Origin of the sequence: Bradyrhizobium sp. 190, assembly GCF_023073415.1 — a bacterium.
Classification (GTDB): domain Bacteria; phylum Pseudomonadota; class Alphaproteobacteria; order Rhizobiales; family Xanthobacteraceae; genus Bradyrhizobium.
Genome location: NZ_JADPJL010000041.1, coordinates 13,956 through 30,634, shown reverse-complemented (window position 1 = coordinate 30,634; position 16,679 = coordinate 13,956). Strand labels below are relative to the sequence as shown.

At 59.5% G+C, this 16,679-nt stretch carries 16 protein-coding genes; 9 read left to right on the top strand and 7 right to left on the bottom strand.

Going from position 1 to position 16,679, the window contains the following annotated elements; all coding sequences use genetic code 11:
• Positions 1 to 757 precede the first annotated feature (757 nt).
• On the top strand, positions 758 to 1,036 hold the full coding sequence (locus tag IVB22_RS23815; protein WP_247519686.1) for a hypothetical protein: 279 nt from the start codon (positions 758 to 760) through the stop codon (positions 1,034 to 1,036).
• 32 nt (positions 1,037 to 1,068) lie between these two features.
• Here IVB22_RS23815 and IVB22_RS23810 read toward each other — a convergent pair whose 3' ends face one another.
• Positions 1,069 to 1,590, bottom strand: coding sequence for a GNAT family N-acetyltransferase (locus IVB22_RS23810; protein WP_247519685.1), 522 nt, complete (start codon positions 1,588 to 1,590; stop codon positions 1,069 to 1,071).
• Between the two features lie 131 nt (positions 1,591 to 1,721).
• Between IVB22_RS23810 and IVB22_RS23805 the strand changes: the two genes are divergently transcribed.
• The 7 genes from IVB22_RS23805 to IVB22_RS23775 all read left to right on the top strand — a co-directional run bounded on the left by IVB22_RS23805 (position 1,722) and on the right by IVB22_RS23775 (position 9,357).
• Positions 1,722 to 2,903, top strand: a complete 1,182-nt coding sequence (locus IVB22_RS23805; protein WP_308200448.1) for an AI-2E family transporter — start codon at positions 1,722 to 1,724, stop codon at positions 2,901 to 2,903.
• A gap of 117 nt (positions 2,904 to 3,020) precedes the next feature.
• Complete coding sequence (locus IVB22_RS23800) at positions 3,021 to 5,210, top strand: DUF3141 domain-containing protein (RefSeq protein WP_247519684.1); 2,190 nt, start codon at positions 3,021 to 3,023, stop codon at positions 5,208 to 5,210.
• 26 nt (positions 5,211 to 5,236) lie between these two features.
• Positions 5,237 to 6,208, top strand: a complete 972-nt coding sequence (locus IVB22_RS23795) for a phosphate acetyltransferase (RefSeq protein WP_247519683.1) — start codon at positions 5,237 to 5,239, stop codon at positions 6,206 to 6,208.
• Between the two features lie 5 nt (positions 6,209 to 6,213).
• On the top strand, positions 6,214 to 7,431 hold the full coding sequence (locus IVB22_RS23790; RefSeq protein ID WP_247519682.1) for an acetate/propionate family kinase: 1,218 nt from the start codon (positions 6,214 to 6,216) through the stop codon (positions 7,429 to 7,431).
• Positions 7,428 to 8,219, top strand: a complete 792-nt coding sequence (gene fabI, locus IVB22_RS23785) for an enoyl-ACP reductase FabI (RefSeq protein WP_247519681.1) — start codon at positions 7,428 to 7,430, stop codon at positions 8,217 to 8,219. Before IVB22_RS23790 ends, fabI begins: the two co-directional genes overlap by 4 nt.
• Before the next feature lie 80 nt (positions 8,220 to 8,299).
• Positions 8,300 to 8,755, top strand: a complete 456-nt coding sequence (locus IVB22_RS23780) for a potassium channel family protein (protein WP_247519680.1) — start codon at positions 8,300 to 8,302, stop codon at positions 8,753 to 8,755.
• A gap of 167 nt (positions 8,756 to 8,922) precedes the next feature.
• Complete coding sequence (locus IVB22_RS23775) at positions 8,923 to 9,357, top strand: hypothetical protein (protein WP_247519679.1); 435 nt, start codon at positions 8,923 to 8,925, stop codon at positions 9,355 to 9,357.
• Between the two features lie 963 nt (positions 9,358 to 10,320).
• Here the strand turns inward: IVB22_RS23775 and IVB22_RS23770 are convergent.
• The 6 genes from IVB22_RS23770 to IVB22_RS23745 form a co-directional block, all read right to left on the bottom strand.
• Complete coding sequence (locus IVB22_RS23770) at positions 10,321 to 11,091, bottom strand: outer membrane protein (RefSeq protein WP_247519678.1); 771 nt, start codon at positions 11,089 to 11,091, stop codon at positions 10,321 to 10,323.
• Between the two features lie 229 nt (positions 11,092 to 11,320).
• Positions 11,321 to 11,611, bottom strand: coding sequence for a hypothetical protein (locus tag IVB22_RS23765; protein WP_247519677.1), 291 nt, complete (start codon positions 11,609 to 11,611; stop codon positions 11,321 to 11,323).
• A gap of 45 nt (positions 11,612 to 11,656) precedes the next feature.
• Positions 11,657 to 12,115, bottom strand: coding sequence for a MaoC family dehydratase (locus IVB22_RS23760; RefSeq protein ID WP_247519676.1), 459 nt, complete (start codon positions 12,113 to 12,115; stop codon positions 11,657 to 11,659).
• Between the two features lie 30 nt (positions 12,116 to 12,145).
• The gene (locus IVB22_RS23755; RefSeq protein ID WP_247519675.1) at positions 12,146 to 12,796 is read right to left on the bottom strand and encodes a 3-oxoacid CoA-transferase subunit B; all 651 of its coding nucleotides are present in this window, start codon (positions 12,794 to 12,796) and stop codon (positions 12,146 to 12,148) included.
• Positions 12,797 to 12,799: 3 nt separating this feature from the next.
• Positions 12,800 to 13,447 carry a CoA transferase subunit A gene (locus IVB22_RS23750; protein WP_247519674.1) on the bottom strand — a complete coding sequence of 216 codons (648 nt, stop codon included), beginning with the start codon at positions 13,445 to 13,447 and terminating at the stop codon, positions 12,800 to 12,802.
• A gap of 417 nt (positions 13,448 to 13,864) precedes the next feature.
• Positions 13,865 to 14,536 carry a helix-turn-helix domain-containing protein gene (locus IVB22_RS23745; protein WP_247519734.1) on the bottom strand — a complete coding sequence of 224 codons (672 nt, stop codon included), beginning with the start codon at positions 14,534 to 14,536 and terminating at the stop codon, positions 13,865 to 13,867.
• 253 nt (positions 14,537 to 14,789) lie between these two features.
• On the opposite strand from IVB22_RS23745, the gene IVB22_RS23740 reads away from it, so the two are divergent.
• On the top strand, positions 14,790 to 16,673 hold the full coding sequence (locus IVB22_RS23740) for an ABC transporter substrate binding protein (protein WP_247519673.1): 1,884 nt from the start codon (positions 14,790 to 14,792) through the stop codon (positions 16,671 to 16,673).
• Positions 16,674 to 16,679: the final 6 nt, after the last annotated feature.

Below are 16,679 nucleotides of genomic sequence, written 5' to 3'. Positions count from 1 at the left end.
CGGAAATGCGGGAGGCGATATCCCCGGATCTGACTTATCCTATCGACTTCGCTCATATTCAATTTCATCAAAGGACATTGTCCTTGAGGGCATTGTTCGAAGGATCACGTGATCCTGATAGAGTTCGCGGCTCGCTGCGACCGCGATATTAGGTCAACGAAGCTTATTGACCTGGATCAATCACGTGGAAGGCGGATGGCTTTCGGTGGTCCCCTCAGCAGAGGAGATCGATGTGAAGAAAATCAGCATCAGGCGGGCGTTGTTGGCTACCGCCGTTTTCGCGTTCGGAACTCTCGGCTCGGTAGCGTGGTCACCTAGCGCCGGGCTTTCGCTGTCGATTGAGAGCGCGGAGGCGAGGGTAGGACGGCCGTTGACCCCGGTGAGCGTCGCAGGCGTTGCGCGACGACAAACCCGCCGCGCCGTGGTTGGCACAGCCGCCGTGGGTGCAGCCGCTGTAGGCACAGCCGCCGTGGGTGCAGCCGCTGTAGGCACAGCCTGTGTCCGCGTGCTGGTAAACGGCCGATATGTCTGTCGTTGAATTGTGACGTTGGGCGCAGGCAAATCGTGGGAACTTGGGCGGGACGTCGTCTGATTAACTCGCGAAGCCGTGTGCCGTCGTTGTCATAACAATCGGGCGGCGCGGAAAGCCTTCTGACGCTCCTCCGCGCCGCCTTCGGCTTATGCAGCGGACAAAGGCAATTGTTTTTCGATTGAACTGCTGCGATCATTTCGTCGGTCAAAGGCAGGCGATTTGTCGATGCGAAGTTTCCGACTGCGGGCTGCGGGCGTGATCACGGCGTCGATCATAGCCTATGGCGCAGTCAGCGCCTCTGCGAATCCGCTGACGCCGTTCCGTTATGAATCACAAGCGCAACGACATTGCCCTGCCGATGTGGTCGTCTGGCTCGATCTCGGCAAAGGGATCTATTACTCGAAGCGGCAACGACGGTATGGAAGCGGCCCTACAGGAAGTTTTGTGTGCCGGGAGGAAGCCCGCAGCAACGGCTATCGCCGCTCGCTGCTGGGGCTGCGGTAGGCCCGAGCGAACTCCACCAGGATTCTTCGCGCTCAAGGCAGTTGCAGCGTCAGGTGGACCACCTGAGGCGATCCTTTCGCGTCGGGCCGGAAGCCGAATTTCCTGAACAGTTTCAGCATGGCGGTGTTCTCGGGCAACACTTCGGCGACCAGTTCCTTGAGACCGGCATCGCGCGCCAGGATAGCGAGATGCCGCATCAGGATCGTGCCGATACCCTGGCCCTGATAGGCGTCGACGACGAGGAAGGCTATTTCGGCTTGGCCTGGCCGCACCAGGATGTAGCGCCCGCTGCCGGCGATAACCGGGTGTCCGTCTTCATTGATTTCCGCGATCAGCGCGACATGGTTGTCGAAGTCGATATTGAGGAAGAAGGCCATTTCCTGCTCGGAAAAGCCCTTCTTTGGCACGAAGAAGCGCCGCTGAAGCGATTGCATACTGGTCTGTCCGATCGCCGCAAGCATTTCGGCCCGGTCATCGGGACGAAGTGCACGGATAGTGATTGGACGGTCGTCGCGAAGATGCTCACGGATCGAATATTCGGCGGCTTCAGGCATGACAGAAGCTCCCCGGCTCCGACAGTGCACCTTATCAGCCAAAACGACCGTTGCGTGCTGCCGTTTGATCTGGATCAAGCGCGAGCGTGGGCAGGCGCCAATAGGCTCCGGGTGGCAGCGGAAGCTCTATTGTGCTGCATCCGGTCCGCGGTGGGGCCGTTGCGCGCGTCCACGAGGTCGAAACGATGGCCCAGAGGGTAGTTCGGCAGACGACATCCGGAGGAGAGATCATCCAGCTGGCGCTCCGCCTCGGTCTGCTGGCCTTCCTCGTTTACTGGTCATTCGTCCTTGTCCGGCCATTCATTCCCATCCTGGTCTGGAGCATGGTTCTGACCGTGGCCCTGTACCCGCCGTACAACTGGCTATCGGTGCATCTTGGCGATCGGCCAAAGCTGGCGGCCGCGATCATCACGGTCATCAATCTGGTGATCGTTATTGGACCGGTGACATGGCTTGGATACGGCGTGGTCGATGGCTTGAAAGAGCTTGCTCGCCAGCTGGGCGCTGGCGCGCTGGTCATTCCGTCACCTCCCGAAGGCGTCAAGGCGTGGCCGGTCGTCGGCACCCAGATCCACGAAATCTGGCACCATGCTTCGACAAACCTCAGCGTCGCGCTCAAGGAAGTCGCTCCGCACCTCAAGCCATTGGCTGGTCCGGTGCTTGCCTTCGCCGGCAGCGCCGGCTTGGGAACGCTCAAGTTCGTCGCGTCGGTGGTGCTGGCGGGCTTCCTGTTCCATTACGGTCCGGGCCTCGTGGCGGCGGTAAAGAGGATTCAAGCGCGTCTGGTAACCCCGCGCAGCCAGGATTTCGTCGCGCTCGCCGGGTTGACGATACGCACGATAGCGCAGGGAGTTATCGGCGTGGCCGTCCTGCAATCGCTGCTGGCCGGTATCGGATTGAAGCTTGCAGGCGTGCCTCATGCGGGCGTGCTGGCCTTCCTTGTACTGATTTTCGCGATCCTGCAGATTGGGTCGGCAATCGTCCTTATTCCCGTCATCGTATGGATCTGGGCTACCAAGGATTTTGCCCTCGCTCTTCCGTTGACGGTGTATCTCCTGGTCGTGGGGTTAGCCGACAATGTCCTCAAACCGATTCTCATGGGACGTGGGCTGAATACGCCCATGCTTGTCATTTTCATCGGTGTCCTGGGCGGGATGCTGGCGCATGGCATCCTCGGGCTGTTTGTCGGGCCCATCATCCTGGCGGTAACCTGGGAATTGACGATGGCATGGATTCGCGAAGAGCGGACCGACGCGGCCGCTACTGGCGCCGAACAGAGTACCGAAAAAGTCGCCGCGATGCCCAGCGTCTAGGCGCATTTCGATTTGGCCGCGCGTCAAACGAGAGTTCTTCCCCTTGACCTATATCAATGGTCCCCGCCGCCCGAGCGCAATCCTGATGCAGGGCTGCAAGCAGTGAGAGATTTGAGCATGTTTACCGACAAGCCGGCCATCTCTGGCGAAGTGCTTCCGGGACTCTTTGCATCCGGCCTCGAATATCTGATCGATATCGGGCAACGCAGTGTTCTGTTCCTCGATGTGATGCGCGAGCGCGGACTGCAATACCGCGAACACATCGCTGAAACGGCACCTCATGTCCTCAACTATGAAGTAGAATTGATCCTTGATGGCAGAAACCTTCCGCGACCGGTCAACTACGGGCTGGTACGCGTTGCTCCGCCAAGTGGCGTGGAGATCGATAACAAGCGCCGCCCGTTCGTGGTGGTCGACCCTCGTGCGGGTCACGGGCCGGGAATCGGCGGCTTCAAGGCCGACAGCGAGATCGGCGTGGCAATGAAAGCCGGCCATCCCTGCTACTTTATCGGATTCCTGCCCGAACCGATGCCGGGCCAGACCATCGAGGACATCGCGAGAGCCGAGGCCGTCTTTATCGAGAAAGTTATCGCCCTGCATCCGGAAGCCGACGGCAAGCCGTGCGTGATCGGCAATTGCCAGGCCGGCTGGGCGGTCATGATCCTGGCTTCGCTGCGGCCGGAGCTGTTCGGCCCGCTGATTATCGCCGGTGCGCCGTTGTCCTACTGGGCGGGCGTCCGCGGCAAGAATCCGATGCGCTATTCGGGTGGGCTATTGGGCGGAAGCTGGCTGACCGCGCTCACCAGCGACCTTGGCGGCGGCAAGTTCGACGGGGCGTGGCTGGTCCAGAATTTTGAGAACATGAATCCCTCGAACACGCTCTGGACCAAGCAGTACAACGTCTATTCGAAGGTCGACAGCGAGGCGGATCGCTATCTCGAGTTCGAGCGCTGGTGGGGCGGGCACGTCAATTTGAATGCCGAGGAGATCCAGTTCATTGTCGACGAGCTGTTCGTCGGCAATAACCTCGCCGCCGGACGCATCAAGACGTCGGACGGCCAGACTGTCGACCTCAGGAAAATATCCTCTCCCATCGTCGTGTTCTGTTCAAAGGGTGACAACATCACGCCGCCGCAACAGGCACTCGGCTGGATTCTCGATCTCTACAGCGATGTCGACGATATCAGGGCTTACGGGCAAACTATCGTCTACACCGTTCACGAGACTGTCGGACACCTCGGAATCTTTGTCTCCGGAGGCGTCGCCAAGAAGGAGCACAGCGAATTCTCCAGCAACATCGATCTGATCGATGTGCTGCCGCCCGGGCTTTACGAGGCGACCTTCGAAGCCAAATCTGCCGACACGGCCAATGCCGATCTTGCCGGTGGAAAGTGGATCATGCGGTGTGAACGCCGCACGCTGGACGATATCAGGGCCATGGGCGGCAATACCGCCGAAGATGAACGCCGGTTTGCGACGGCCGCACGTGTATCCGAAATCAATCTCTCGAATTATCGGAAGTTCGTGCAGCCGTGGGTTCGTGCGGCAGTTACGCCCCAAATGGCGGAGTTGATGCGCCGATGGCATCCGCTACGCGTCTCTTACGAGGCCTTTGGAGGCGATACCGTAGCCATGAAGGGCGTCGCGAGAGCTGCTGACAAGGTCCGCGAGCAGCGTAAGCTGGCGGCAGAAGACAATCCGTTCGTCAAGTTCCAGGAGACCGTCTCGAAGAACATCGTCGATGTTCTCGATAAATGGCGCGACGCGCAGGAAACACTCAGTGAGGCGCTCTTTCTCGGCATCTATGGATCGCCCGTGGTGCAGTCCGCCGTCGGCGTCACGCCGGATGCCGACGTTTCGCCAAAGCCGCAAATGTCGTCGGAACACCGCAAACGGCTGGAGGCTCGCATCGCAGAACTCAGATCGCAGGTCGGCAGCGGCGGCCTCAGGGAATGCGTCATTCGCGGCCTGCTCTATGTCGGAAGTTCGCGGGGAATGGTCGACGAGCGGAGCTTGGAGGCATTGCGGCGGGCTCGCGCGAACGACGCAGGCTCGCGTCTGACGCTCGCGCAGTTCAAGAAGATCGTGCGCGAGCAATTCTTCATACTGCTGCTCGAACCGGCGGCGAGCCTCGCCGCCATACCCAAATTGCTCCCGCCTGGTGAAGACGAGCGGCGTGCCGGCCTGGAAGCAATCCACGCCGTCCTGTCGGCGAGTGCGGAAATATCCGGCGAAGCAGCCAAGCGGTTCGATCGCGTCACTGAATTGTTCGGTCTCGCGGGAAAATCGCGGGCAAAAGCGTCTTAGTCTCTTAATGTGCTTGGGAGTTGGACATGAGCATTGCATCTCGGGAAACGGCCGAAGCCAAACCCGGCGCCAAATATGATCGTCTCATCGCAGCGGCGAAAACCATCCCTGCGGCGGCTACCATCGTCGTGCATCCATGCGACGAAAGCTCGCTGCGCGGCGTGGCCGATGCAGCGCAAGCCGGTATCATCAAGCCGACACTTGTCGGGCCATCGGCGAAGATCAAGGCGGCCGCGTTCAAACATGGCATCGATATCAGCGGGTTCGAACTGATCGATGCCCCTCATAGCGAGGCCGCCGCGGCAAAGGCCGTCGAACTGGTTCACGCGGCCAAGGGCGAGATGCTGATGAAGGGAAGCCTGCACACCGACGAACTTATGCGAAGCGTTACCGCGAAGACGACCGGGCTGCGCACGGAGAGGCGGATCAGTCACGTCTTCATCATGGATGTTCCGACTTATAGCGAGACCGTGTTCATCACCGATGCCGCGATCAATATTTTTCCGGACCTCGATGTCAAGCGTGACATCATACAGAATGCGATTGATCTCTATATCCAGATCGGAATCGGCACATCTCCCCGAGTCGCTATTCTCTCGGCGGTCGAGACCATTACATCCAAGATACCGTCGACCATCGAGGCGGCTGCGCTCTGCAAGATGGCGGACCGCGGGCAGATCACGGGCGGGCTGCTGGATGGGCCGCTCGCATTTGACAACGCAGTCGACCCGGAAGCGGCGCGGATCAAGGGCATAAAGTCGGAAGTTGCAGGACGAGGGCAGATCCTGGTAGTGCCGGATCTCGAGGCCGGCAACATGTTGGCCAAGAACCTGGCGTACTTCGCGAAGGCGGATAGTGCCGGGATCGTATTGGGTGCTCGCGTTCCGATCGTGTTGACGTCGCGCGCCGATTCACCGAGAGCGCGCATGGCATCTTGCGCGGTCGCGACGCTCTATGCCGATGCGCGCCGGCGCCGCGCCCAGACAATTGCAGCGTGACGGCCATGGATATCATCCTTGTCGTCAATGGAGGCTCCTCAAGCGTCAAGTTCCAGGTGTTTGCCGTGGATGGTAACGGTGGGCTGCGCCGGCAGATCAAGGGGCTGATGGACGGGATCGGCAGCCGTCCACGGCTACGCGCTAGCGGGGCGGCAGGGGAGGCGTTGGCGGATCGATGCTATCCGATCGAGGCTGTATCAGACGTTCCGACCGCTTTGATGCTCGCCAGCGCCTGGCTACGGGACGAACATCAATTGAACCCGCTCGCCGTCGGCCACCGCGTCGTCCATGGCGGTCCCGACTACGACCGCCCTGTGCTGATCGACCACGGCGTGATCGCGCGTCTTGAGCGGTTGACAGCACTTGCGCCGTTGCATCAGCCCCACAACCTGGCGCCGATCCGAACCCTGCTCGCCAAGTTTCCCGCTCTGCCGCAGGTCGCCTGCTTCGATACGGCCTTTCACCGTGACCACGACGAGGTCGCGGACCACTACGCCATACCGCGCCGGCTGCACGAGGAGGGAGTCCGCCGTTACGGATTTCATGGTCTTTCCTATGAGTACATCGCAAAGACCCTGCCGGACGTCGCACCTGAAATCGCGAGGGGCCGGGTGATCGTGGCGCATCTCGGAAGCGGCGCGTCCATGTGCGCCATACACGGCGGACGCAGCGTGGAGAGCACAATGGGCTTCACCGCGCTCGATGGACTTCCGATGGGAACGCGCACCGGCCAGATCGATCCCGGCGTTATCCTTTACCTGATGACCGAAAAGGGCATGTCGCCCGCCAAGGTGCAGGATTTTCTCTATCGCGATTGCGGGCTGAAGGGACTTTCCGGCGTCAGCAACGACATGCGGGAGCTCCAGAACAGCAGCGATCCCCACGCGGCGTTTGCCGTCGACTATTTCGTCCACAGGGTTTCGCTGCAGGCCGGAATGCTGGCAGCGGCCCTGCAAGGCCTCGATGGTTTGGTCTTCACCGCCGGGATCGGTGAAAATTCCGTCGGCATTCGGGCACGGATCGCGGAGCGGCTCGAATGGCTCGGGGTGTCTCTCGACCTGGCCGAGAACGCTCGCCACAGCCTTCGGATATCGCGCGCGGACAGCCGAATTCCGGTCTACGTCGTGCCGACCGATGAAGAACTCATGATCGCACAGCACACATTGTCGCTGCTGTGGAACAGGCACTCATCCTCCAGCCTGAAACGGGAGAGAGCGTCATGACAATTCCCGTATTTCCAGAAACCAAGGTTGCGCTGAAGGGCCGGAAGGGGCTGATCGTGGGTATCGCCAACGATCAGTCGATCGCATGGGGATGCGCCAAGGCATTTCGGGCCTTGGGCGCGGAGCTCGCCGTCACCTATCTGAACGAACGCGCCAGGAAGCACGTCGAGCCGCTGGCGAAGGCGCTCGAGGCCTCGATCTTCATGCCGCTCGATGTGAATACCGAAGGGCAGACCGAACAGGTGTTTGAACGGATCGCCAAGGAGTGGGGACAGCTCGATTTTCTGCTTCACTCGATTGCCTTCTCTCCGAAGGAAGCGCTTCATGGGCGCGTGGTCGATGTCGGGCGCGACGGCTTCCTCAAGACGATGGACGTTTCCTGCTGGTCGTTCATGCGGATGGCGCATCTGGCGGAGCCGTTGATGAAAAACGGCGGAACGCTGTTCACCATGACCTATTACGGCAGCCAGATGGTCGTCAAAAACTACAACATCATGGGCGTTGCGAAGGCGGGCCTCGAAGCCGCCGTCCGCTATATCGCAGCTGAGCTCGGTCCCAAGGGGATCCGGGTGCACGCGATTTCGCCGGGGCCGCTGGCGACGCGTGCAGCTTCGGGAATTCCCGAGTTCGACGAGTTGATGGACAAGGCACAAACCACCGCGCCGACGCGGAGTCTCGTCAGCATCGACGACGTCGGTGCCGCGACGGCGTTCCTGGCGCTCGACGGCGCGAAGCTGATCACGGGCGGCGTCATGTATATCGACGGCGGATACCACATCATCGATTGAGCATAGAGTCATGGCGCAATCACATCCCGGCGTCGTGATTGCCGATCCCGGCAGCGCGGTCGATCTCCGGAGGCGTGTCGATGTTGCGTCAGTTTCTCGTTGGCGCGGCCGCAAGCGGTTGCAACATCGCGATCCATGCTCTGGTGATGGTGGCCGTCATAAGGGTGGCGCGCCGCGCGGATGAGTTGGCGACGGCATATCAGACGCTTCGATTGATCGCGATCATGATCGCCACCGTGACGGTCCTGATGATCGCGCATCTCGCCGAGGTGCTGGTCTGGTCATTGATTTACGCGGCAGTCGATGTTGCGCCGGAAGGCGCCGATCTCGTGTACTTCGCCTTTGTAAACTACACGACGCTCGGCTATGGCGACGTGACGCCGGTCAAGCGTTGGTCTCTGCTAGGGCCGATGACCGCGATGAATGGCGTTCTGTTGTTCGGCTGGTCGACGGCGGTGATCTTTGAGGTGTTGCGGACGACATTGCTGGCGAGCGGCGAAGAGGGAGCTCACGAGAAGCGGGGATGGCACAAGTAGCATTTTACGCACACCGCTCGCGCTCTTGATCTGTATCAAGCCGGCCGAGGGGGAGGCCGTCAGTCTTCCAGCGGCACTCTGGATTGACCTTGAGAGGGCTGCATCGATCCGGAGCCTCTGACCCAGCTCGATCTCGAAGCGGGTGCGGAATCGCTGGAGTACAGCGCATGCCGCTGGCGCGATATTTCCTTTATGTCGGTGGAGTATTGTTCACTCTGGTGTTCATTCTGGACGCATGCCTGACCAGACTGCCGGTCATGGAGAGTGCGCACGTCAATTCGCCCGTTATCCGCATTCATTCTGATCGCAAATGGCCGGAGCGTATCGTGTTCGATACCACCCTCCCAACCATCGTTCCCGCGCCGACCGCGATCACGGAAGACCGTGTCGCCAATCCTGCAACGGCCACCCCAAGGGATAAGGAACGCCAAGCATTTGCGTTGATGCAACCATCCGATGTGAAGCGGCTGGAACCAACCACCTCAGGAGGGCGAGACCTGAAACCGCAGCGACAACGCAAAGTCGTGAAGCGGCACGTGTCGCCCCGTTCGTTCCTCGTAGCGCGGCAGCCGCAGTTTGGCTGGTTTGGCAACATCTGGTGATGGCATCGGCAGTCTTGCTCGTCGTGAGTGGGTAAACTCCGGAAGCAAGCTACTTTCGATCCGAAATCGGACCGTCTTAGCCTTCTTGTCCGCGGATTCTTCGACCATTTCAAAATTCCCCGCGGACGCTCGCCGTAGAAGCGCCGCTAGCCTCGTCGGGGCATGTCGTCAGTTTCGGGCCAAATGCACGACGTGCGGACGCAAGGCAAATCAATCATTCAAAGTAACAACAGTGTGGCGGCGCAGAGGATGAGAATTGCCTGCCAGCCGGCCTTGACGGTGCTATTTGTCTTGCGCGAAGACCTGGTACCTATTCTTGCGGGCAGGTAATTGTCGTTGGCGGGCGGCCCGCCTGCTTGAAGCAGAGGATCAGAGATCCGAGGCGACTGACACATCGGCATGATGATGTCCTCCGGCGAGCACTCCCATTTGAGAGTCTTGCCGTCAACCAACCCCACGACGATCCAAATCCGGTGATGCAAATCAATTGGTAAGCAGCACTGATCAAACTGTGTTGTGCATCGCTGCCATCGGGCAACCGATTGTACATCGGCAACCGCCCCTTTTTCACTTTGGAATGCAGAGCGGTCTTAACGTCTCGTCAGAGCTCCGGGCCTTGGCGTACTCAATCAGTGCCTGCCGAGCCGCGTCGCACCGCTCTGCGCTGGTAAATTCCTGGGTCGAAATCACGGCGCCGTTGGCAACGCCAAGCCAGCTAACGATGATTAGAACGTGGGGCACAACATCCTCCTCACCGGAGCAATGACCTGCCGATGACTCGCATGGGTTATGTTGGTCACGACGCTCTTTGATGCGTCCCCGCGCGTTGATTTAGGTCAAGCGCCGCTGACGGCCCTTTATGGTTTTCGCCAAGTAGTGCCAGCACCCAGCATTCGCACTAACGAAAAAAGCCCCGGCATTGTGCCGGGGCTAAGGCTTTGCTTGCTGGAGACAAACGGTTGATCAGTAGCGAGCTGCGACAGGCGCCCCGTAACCGCCGAAGCGGTAGTTGAGGCGCAAGGTGACCATATCCACGTCCTGGCTGACCCGGTTGTTGAGCACTGCGGCAAAAGGCGCGACAATCGTGAACGTATTATTGGCATCGCCCATGAACAGGTGGTCGTATTCAAGACCGACCGACCAGTTCGGTGCAAAGCCGTACTCAAATCCGACACCCACGACGCCGCCCCAGCGGGTCGAGCTTGCCGAAGCCAGTTCAGCGCCGAAGTTAAGGTTGTCGAGGATGCTAAAGCGGTTGCTGGTCACCGCCGCGCCGCCCTTTATGTACAGCAGCGCTGCATTCCAGGCGTAACCGATCTGGCCGGTAAAGAGGCCGATGCCATCGGTTTTGGTGCGAAGCGAGAGCGTAGGATCGAGCAGGCTGACGCGCGTGTGGCTGAGATCTGCCCAATCGCCCTGGGCTTCCACGCCAAACACCCACTGATTGGCTTGCCAGCGATAACCGATCTGGCCGCCGGCGACGCCTCCGGACCGCGAGTTGCAGCCCTCAGCGAAGGTGCCCAACACGAACACACCGTCGTTAACGAAATCCCAACAATTGCGGCTCTGACCCCAGCCGCCGTTGGCGCCGATGTAGAAACCGGTCCAGTCGTAAATCGGAGCCAGGACCGGTGCGGGTGGCCGTGCCTTGACCGCCATATCTGCAGCGGATGCCGGGCCGGCGATGCCGACCAATGCTACAAGACCAACGGTAGCCAGCAGAAAACTCTTCATTTTATCTCTCCATTTCCGTTGGCTTTAAATTGTCCCCGCCAACGGGTGTTGCGGGCATTGCATTGATTCCAACTTGCAACTGAAGCCTACGTACTTTAGGCGAAAGGCCCGTGCCAAAATGGCAACATTCAAGAGCAATTGGCGAGCGCTCATTATCGTTCTGTTGATTATCGTGCACATGGCGGAAGCGTGCTTCGTAGGGTTGTGGTCCCCCTTTGAACGCTGCGGATTATTCGATCTTCCTTGACCGCGGGTCGGTACTTTCCGCCGCGTCGCCGCTGTCTTGTTCCCGTCCTTCGTCAAGCCATGACGTAATGCTTCCCGATGCGATCGCGCGCCTTGGCAAGTGAGGAATGATTGTGCCAGCGGTCACGACTAATCCTTCCTCGAACTTGGCGCGTGCAAAGTTCTTGGCTTCGATTTCGGTTTCAAACGTTTGCGTCGACCGAGAGCGCCGGCTTCGGACAGCTGTACCTCTCCATGGAATTTCGAAGGTCACATACCAGCTGTGCTTCTTCATCCGATGCTTCCGACGGATCTGCTAGCCGCGTCTCCAGCAACACGATCAGCGGTAGTGCAATGCGATCAGTTCGGCGACGCACGCAGGACGCTGACCGCCTTCGATTTCGATCACCATATGATAGTTGACTCTCAGACCATCGGGCGGGACGTCCTCCACTTCCGCGATGCTGGTGTGGCCCCTGATTCGTGAGCCGGCTGAGACAGGCGAGAGGTAACGTATCCGGTCCGCGCCATAGTTCAAGGTGTTGCGCAGGCCCTTGCAGCCCATCACGGAACGAATGAACATCGGCGCCAGGCTGAGCGACAGGAGTCCGTGGGCAATGGTGATACCACCGGGAAGTTCTTTCTTCGCCCGCTCCTGGTCGACATGGATCCATTGATCGTCGCAGGTCGCCTGCGCAAAGAGGTTGATGCGTTCCTGGGTGACTTCAATCCATTCGCTGGTTCCGAGTTCGCTGCCGACCGCCGCCTTGAACTCACTGAAATCGCTGAAGATGCGCATGTCAGGTCCTTACTCGAGCACGCTGCGGGGTCAGATCTTCATCTCTGGAACGCTGGCTGGAATGAACAAATCCGCTTCCGTCACCGCCATGACCTCGGCCACGGTGACGCCCGGCGCGGTCTCCTGCAGCGTTATCCTTCCGCCGGAAAAGCCGATCACCGCCATGTCGGTGACGACGAGATCGACCGGCCGGGAAGAGGTCAGCGGCAGCGCACATTTCTGGACAATTTTAGATTTCCCTTTGGCGGCGTGCTGCATGGCGACAATGACGCGCTTTGCTCCGCTCACCAGGTCCATCGCACCGCCCATCCCCGGCACCATCTTGCCGGGGATCATCCAGTTTGCGAGGTGCCCTTCTGCGTCGACCTGAAGGCCGCCGAGGACCGTTATGTCCACGTGACCGCCGCGGATCAATCCGAACGACATCGCGCTGTCGAAGACGCATGCGCCGGGCAGGGCACTGATCGGCCGTCCGCCGGCATCGGTGAGCAGGGGGTGGGCCATGCCTTGCTCCGGCATCGGTCCCGTGCCGATCAATCCGTTCTCCGACTGAAAAAATACCTTGAGATCGGACGGAACGAAGTTCGCGACCAGCGTCGGAATCCCTATGCCGAGATTGACGAGGTTACCTGCGCGAAGTTCGCGTGCCACCCGTCGCGCGATGAGCGATTGAGCGTCCATGGGTCACCCGTTGGCGATGAGGTAGTCGACGAGCGGCGCGGGCGTTACGACATGGTCGGGCGCAATGACGCCGACGGGGACAATGTTCTCCGCGGTAACGATGACGGTGTCGGCCGCCATTGCCATGACGGGATTGAAGTTGCGCGCGGTCAGCGCGTAGGCGAGGTTGCCGAGGTAATCCGCCAGAAATGCATGGATCAGCGCGAAATCCGAACGAAGCGCCGTCTCGAGCAGGAAGCTTTTGCCGTCGACCTCGATCTTTGGTTTTCCTTCCCCGACTATGGTGCCGACACCCGTCGGCGTCAGCACGCCTCCCAGGCCGCAGCCGCCGGCCCGAATCCGCTCGACGAGGGTGCCCTGAGGCACGAGGTTGACCGCGACCTTGTTGGCCATCATCTGTTTTTGTACGTTTGGATTGAGCCCGATGTGGCTCGTGGTCAGCGTCGAGACCAGCGCCGCGTCGAACAGTTTACCGACACCTTTGCCGGGGACCGCGGCATCATTGCTGATGATGGAAAGCTCGGATTTCCTTTGCCTGACCAGTTCGTCCAGCAGACGCTCGGGCGTTCCGACCCCCATGAACCCACCGACCATCACGGTTGCGCCGTTGGGGATTCTGGCGACCGCTTCTTCCACAGAGACGGCTTTCATCGGAGTCTCCGAAATTCGCTTGCGCTTGCAGGCGCGTGACCGAAAGTGGAGCGGACCCGGCGTGAACCTTTGATCTGCATCAAGAGGGGCAAGCGGTACCGAAGGCCAAGATCACTTGGCTCCAAGATCACTTGGCTCAACGAGAAGATTGCATCGCTTGGCCAAAAGATACCGAGAGATACAGCGCCTGAACGCCTTGAACCTCCCGGCGCGTCGCCGACCACCGACTTGGAGCAAGTCCCTGGTGTTGTGGGGCGAGAAGGATGGCCGGACTGCTCCCGCTGATCTCTGGACGATGGCAGGCAGCCCTGCCGGATTGAAGCTAATCACGGTACCGGGCATTGGACGTCTGCGCCGGATACTTTGGCGCATGGCTCAGTGAGCTGGCCGGAGGCGAGTTAGCGATCCAGCTTCGCCCTAAAGGTCCAGTTCCGCCAATCGTATCCGGTCCAGCAACACGATTTGCCGCTGCGTCTGGCCGAGGAAGCCGAGAATGCCCATGCCGTGAAGGTGTGACAGCGCCCGGGAGACCGTTTCGAGCGTCAGGCCGAGATAATCGGCGATATCGCGGCGAGACATCGGAAGGGCCATCACGCCGGCGGCCGTCAGGCGGGGGTCCATCTCGAGCAGGAATGCGGCCACCCGCTCAAGTGACGTCTTGCGCCCCAGCAGCAGCATGTGTTCCTCGGCATGCCGGAGGTTTGTCGTTGTCATATTCAGCAGATCGAGCGCCACCATCGCGTCGGTTTCCGCAACGTGCTCCAGGCTGCACCGTTTCATCAGCCTTACTGTCGTATCGACGATCGCTTCAGCGGTAAACCGGTGGGTTGCTCCGTTCTCCAGCCCAAAAATGTCGCCGGCCAGGTGGAACGCGCCGATCTGGCGGCGGCCGTCGGAGAGGAGCTTGTGGGTGCGAACCGCACCGTTCGCGACCTGGTAGATGTAGTCTGCAGGCTCCGCTTCTCCGAATATCTCGGTGCCCTTGTTGTACTTGAATTCGCTCAGGATTACCTTTGCGCGCGAAAGCTCGCCGAGCTGTCCGAGAGCCTTCGGTCTGCTGCCGGGATGGGCGTTGATGTTGACAAACATAGTCTCCCCCTGTTTGAGACAATTTGTCTGCATTCCCGGGACTCGCGCTGCCAATGGCCTTAAAAATACATGGCTGGTGGCTCCCGGGAACGTGTTAAACCAGACCGTGCAGGGTAGGCTATTGTATCGAGGGTCATTGTCCTCTGGGACAATGACCGGATGGGCAAGGTCTGATAGGTCACCAGTATAATTTTTCGAGGATGTAGCCGACGCCTCGGCGACCATCCAGCTTTTATTTATCTTTTCGGCGAAGATGGGGATTAGCTTCATCGAGGCTAACGGCGGTTCTGAAGCGATGATATCGCGGATCAGTGCGTTGTTGATTTGCGTAACTTTGGTCCTGGCCTCTCCCCCGGTGACGGCGCTAGAGGGGCGGTCGCGATCAATACTAGTTCTGGACCAATCCCAATCCACGGGACCGTTTTTCCTTCAGATATTCTCTGGGCTCCGCGCCGGGATCAGCGCCGATGCCAGCGCTCACACCACGCTTTTCTCCGAAAGTCTCGATCTCAGCCGTTTTGATGGCGAAGCCTATGATGAAAGTCTGCGCCGTCATTTCGGCGAGAAATATCGAGACAAGAATATCGGCGTTATCGTCGCGATGGGCTCCGGGACGCTCGAGCTCGTCCAGCGCTGGAGGAATGAGCTATGGCCGGGAATTCCTGTCGTTTTTGGAATGGTCGATGCGGCCGACTACGCCCGGCTGAAATTGCCGAACGATGTGACGGGCAGCATTCTCAAGACGGTGCTCGCCGATTCGATCGGGGTCGCGCGAGCGGTGGTGCCTGATCTGGAAACCGTCGTCTTCGTTGGCGATCATTGGGACCGCCAGAACGTGTTCGGGAGTTGGGGCCTTGAGATACCTCAGGCTACCGCAGGACTGAATGTCATTGATCTCGTGGGCGCGACGATGGTGGAGGTGCGGAAGAGGGTTGAAGCGCTTCCCGCGCGCAGCGCCATCATCTATTCCGCAATTTATTCCGATGGAGAGGGTACCTACTTTTCGCCTGCCAAAGGGTTTGAACTGGTTGCGGAGAAGGCGAACCGACCAATTATTGTTGCGGCGGAACCGCTTGTTGCGCTGGGCAGCATCGGCGGCCCTGTGATCGTTCCCGGTCTGATCGGCGCTGACGCCGCAAAGCTGGCCCTGCGGATTTTGCACGGAGAACCGGCGTCTAGTATTCCCGTAACCATGTCCGATGCGGTGAAACCGATCTTCAATTGGCTGCAGATGCAGCGATGGCGGGTTAGCGAGTCCGACCTGCCTTTTGGAAGTGAAGTTCGTTTTCGCGAGCCAGGCATATGGGAGAAATACCGCTGGCAGACCCTTTCTGTTGCGGCCGTGCTGTTGATACAGGCCTTGTTGATTTCGATTTTGCTGCACGAACGGCACAGGCGAGCCAATGCCGAACGCGAATCCCGGAATCGCCTGACCGAGTTGGCGCATGCGAACCGTCAGGCGACAGCTGGCGAGCTGTCGTCCTCGATCGCCCATGAACTAAATCAGCCACTCGGTACTATTTTGACCAATACCGAGACGGCAGAACTGATATTGAATTCTCCGTCGCCGGACTTGAGCGAGGTCAAGGAAATTCTTGCTGACATAAAGCGAGATGACATTCGCGCCAGCGAGGTCATCCATCGAATGCGCAGCTTCCTGCGAAGGGTGCCTTTTGAGGACAAGGCTATCGACCTCAACGATACCGTGCGCAAGGTATTCGATTTCCTCTCGGTCCAGGCGTCGGCTCGAAACGTCGCACTGTACTTCGAGCCGTCTGGAGAACCGATTCAGGTGAGGGGTGATCAGGTTCAGCTTCAGCAGGTTATCATGAACCTGGTCGTGAACAGCATGGATGCGATGGCCGCAATACCGAATGGACGGGCGGTGATTGGGCGAACCGAGATGAATGGTGGGTCGTCCGCAGTTATTTCGATTTTGGATTCCGGTCCCGGAATTCCCGCCGAAAAGTTGAACGAAGTCTTTGATCCCTTCTTCACCACCAAGAAGCAGGGAATGGGAATTGGCCTGTCGATCTCGCGCACCATCGTACAGGCGCATAAGGGACGTATCTGGGCGGAAAATCAAAGGGAAGGTGTCGCGGCGTTTCATTTGTCTCTGCCGCTAGCTTTATCGTAGGGGGAT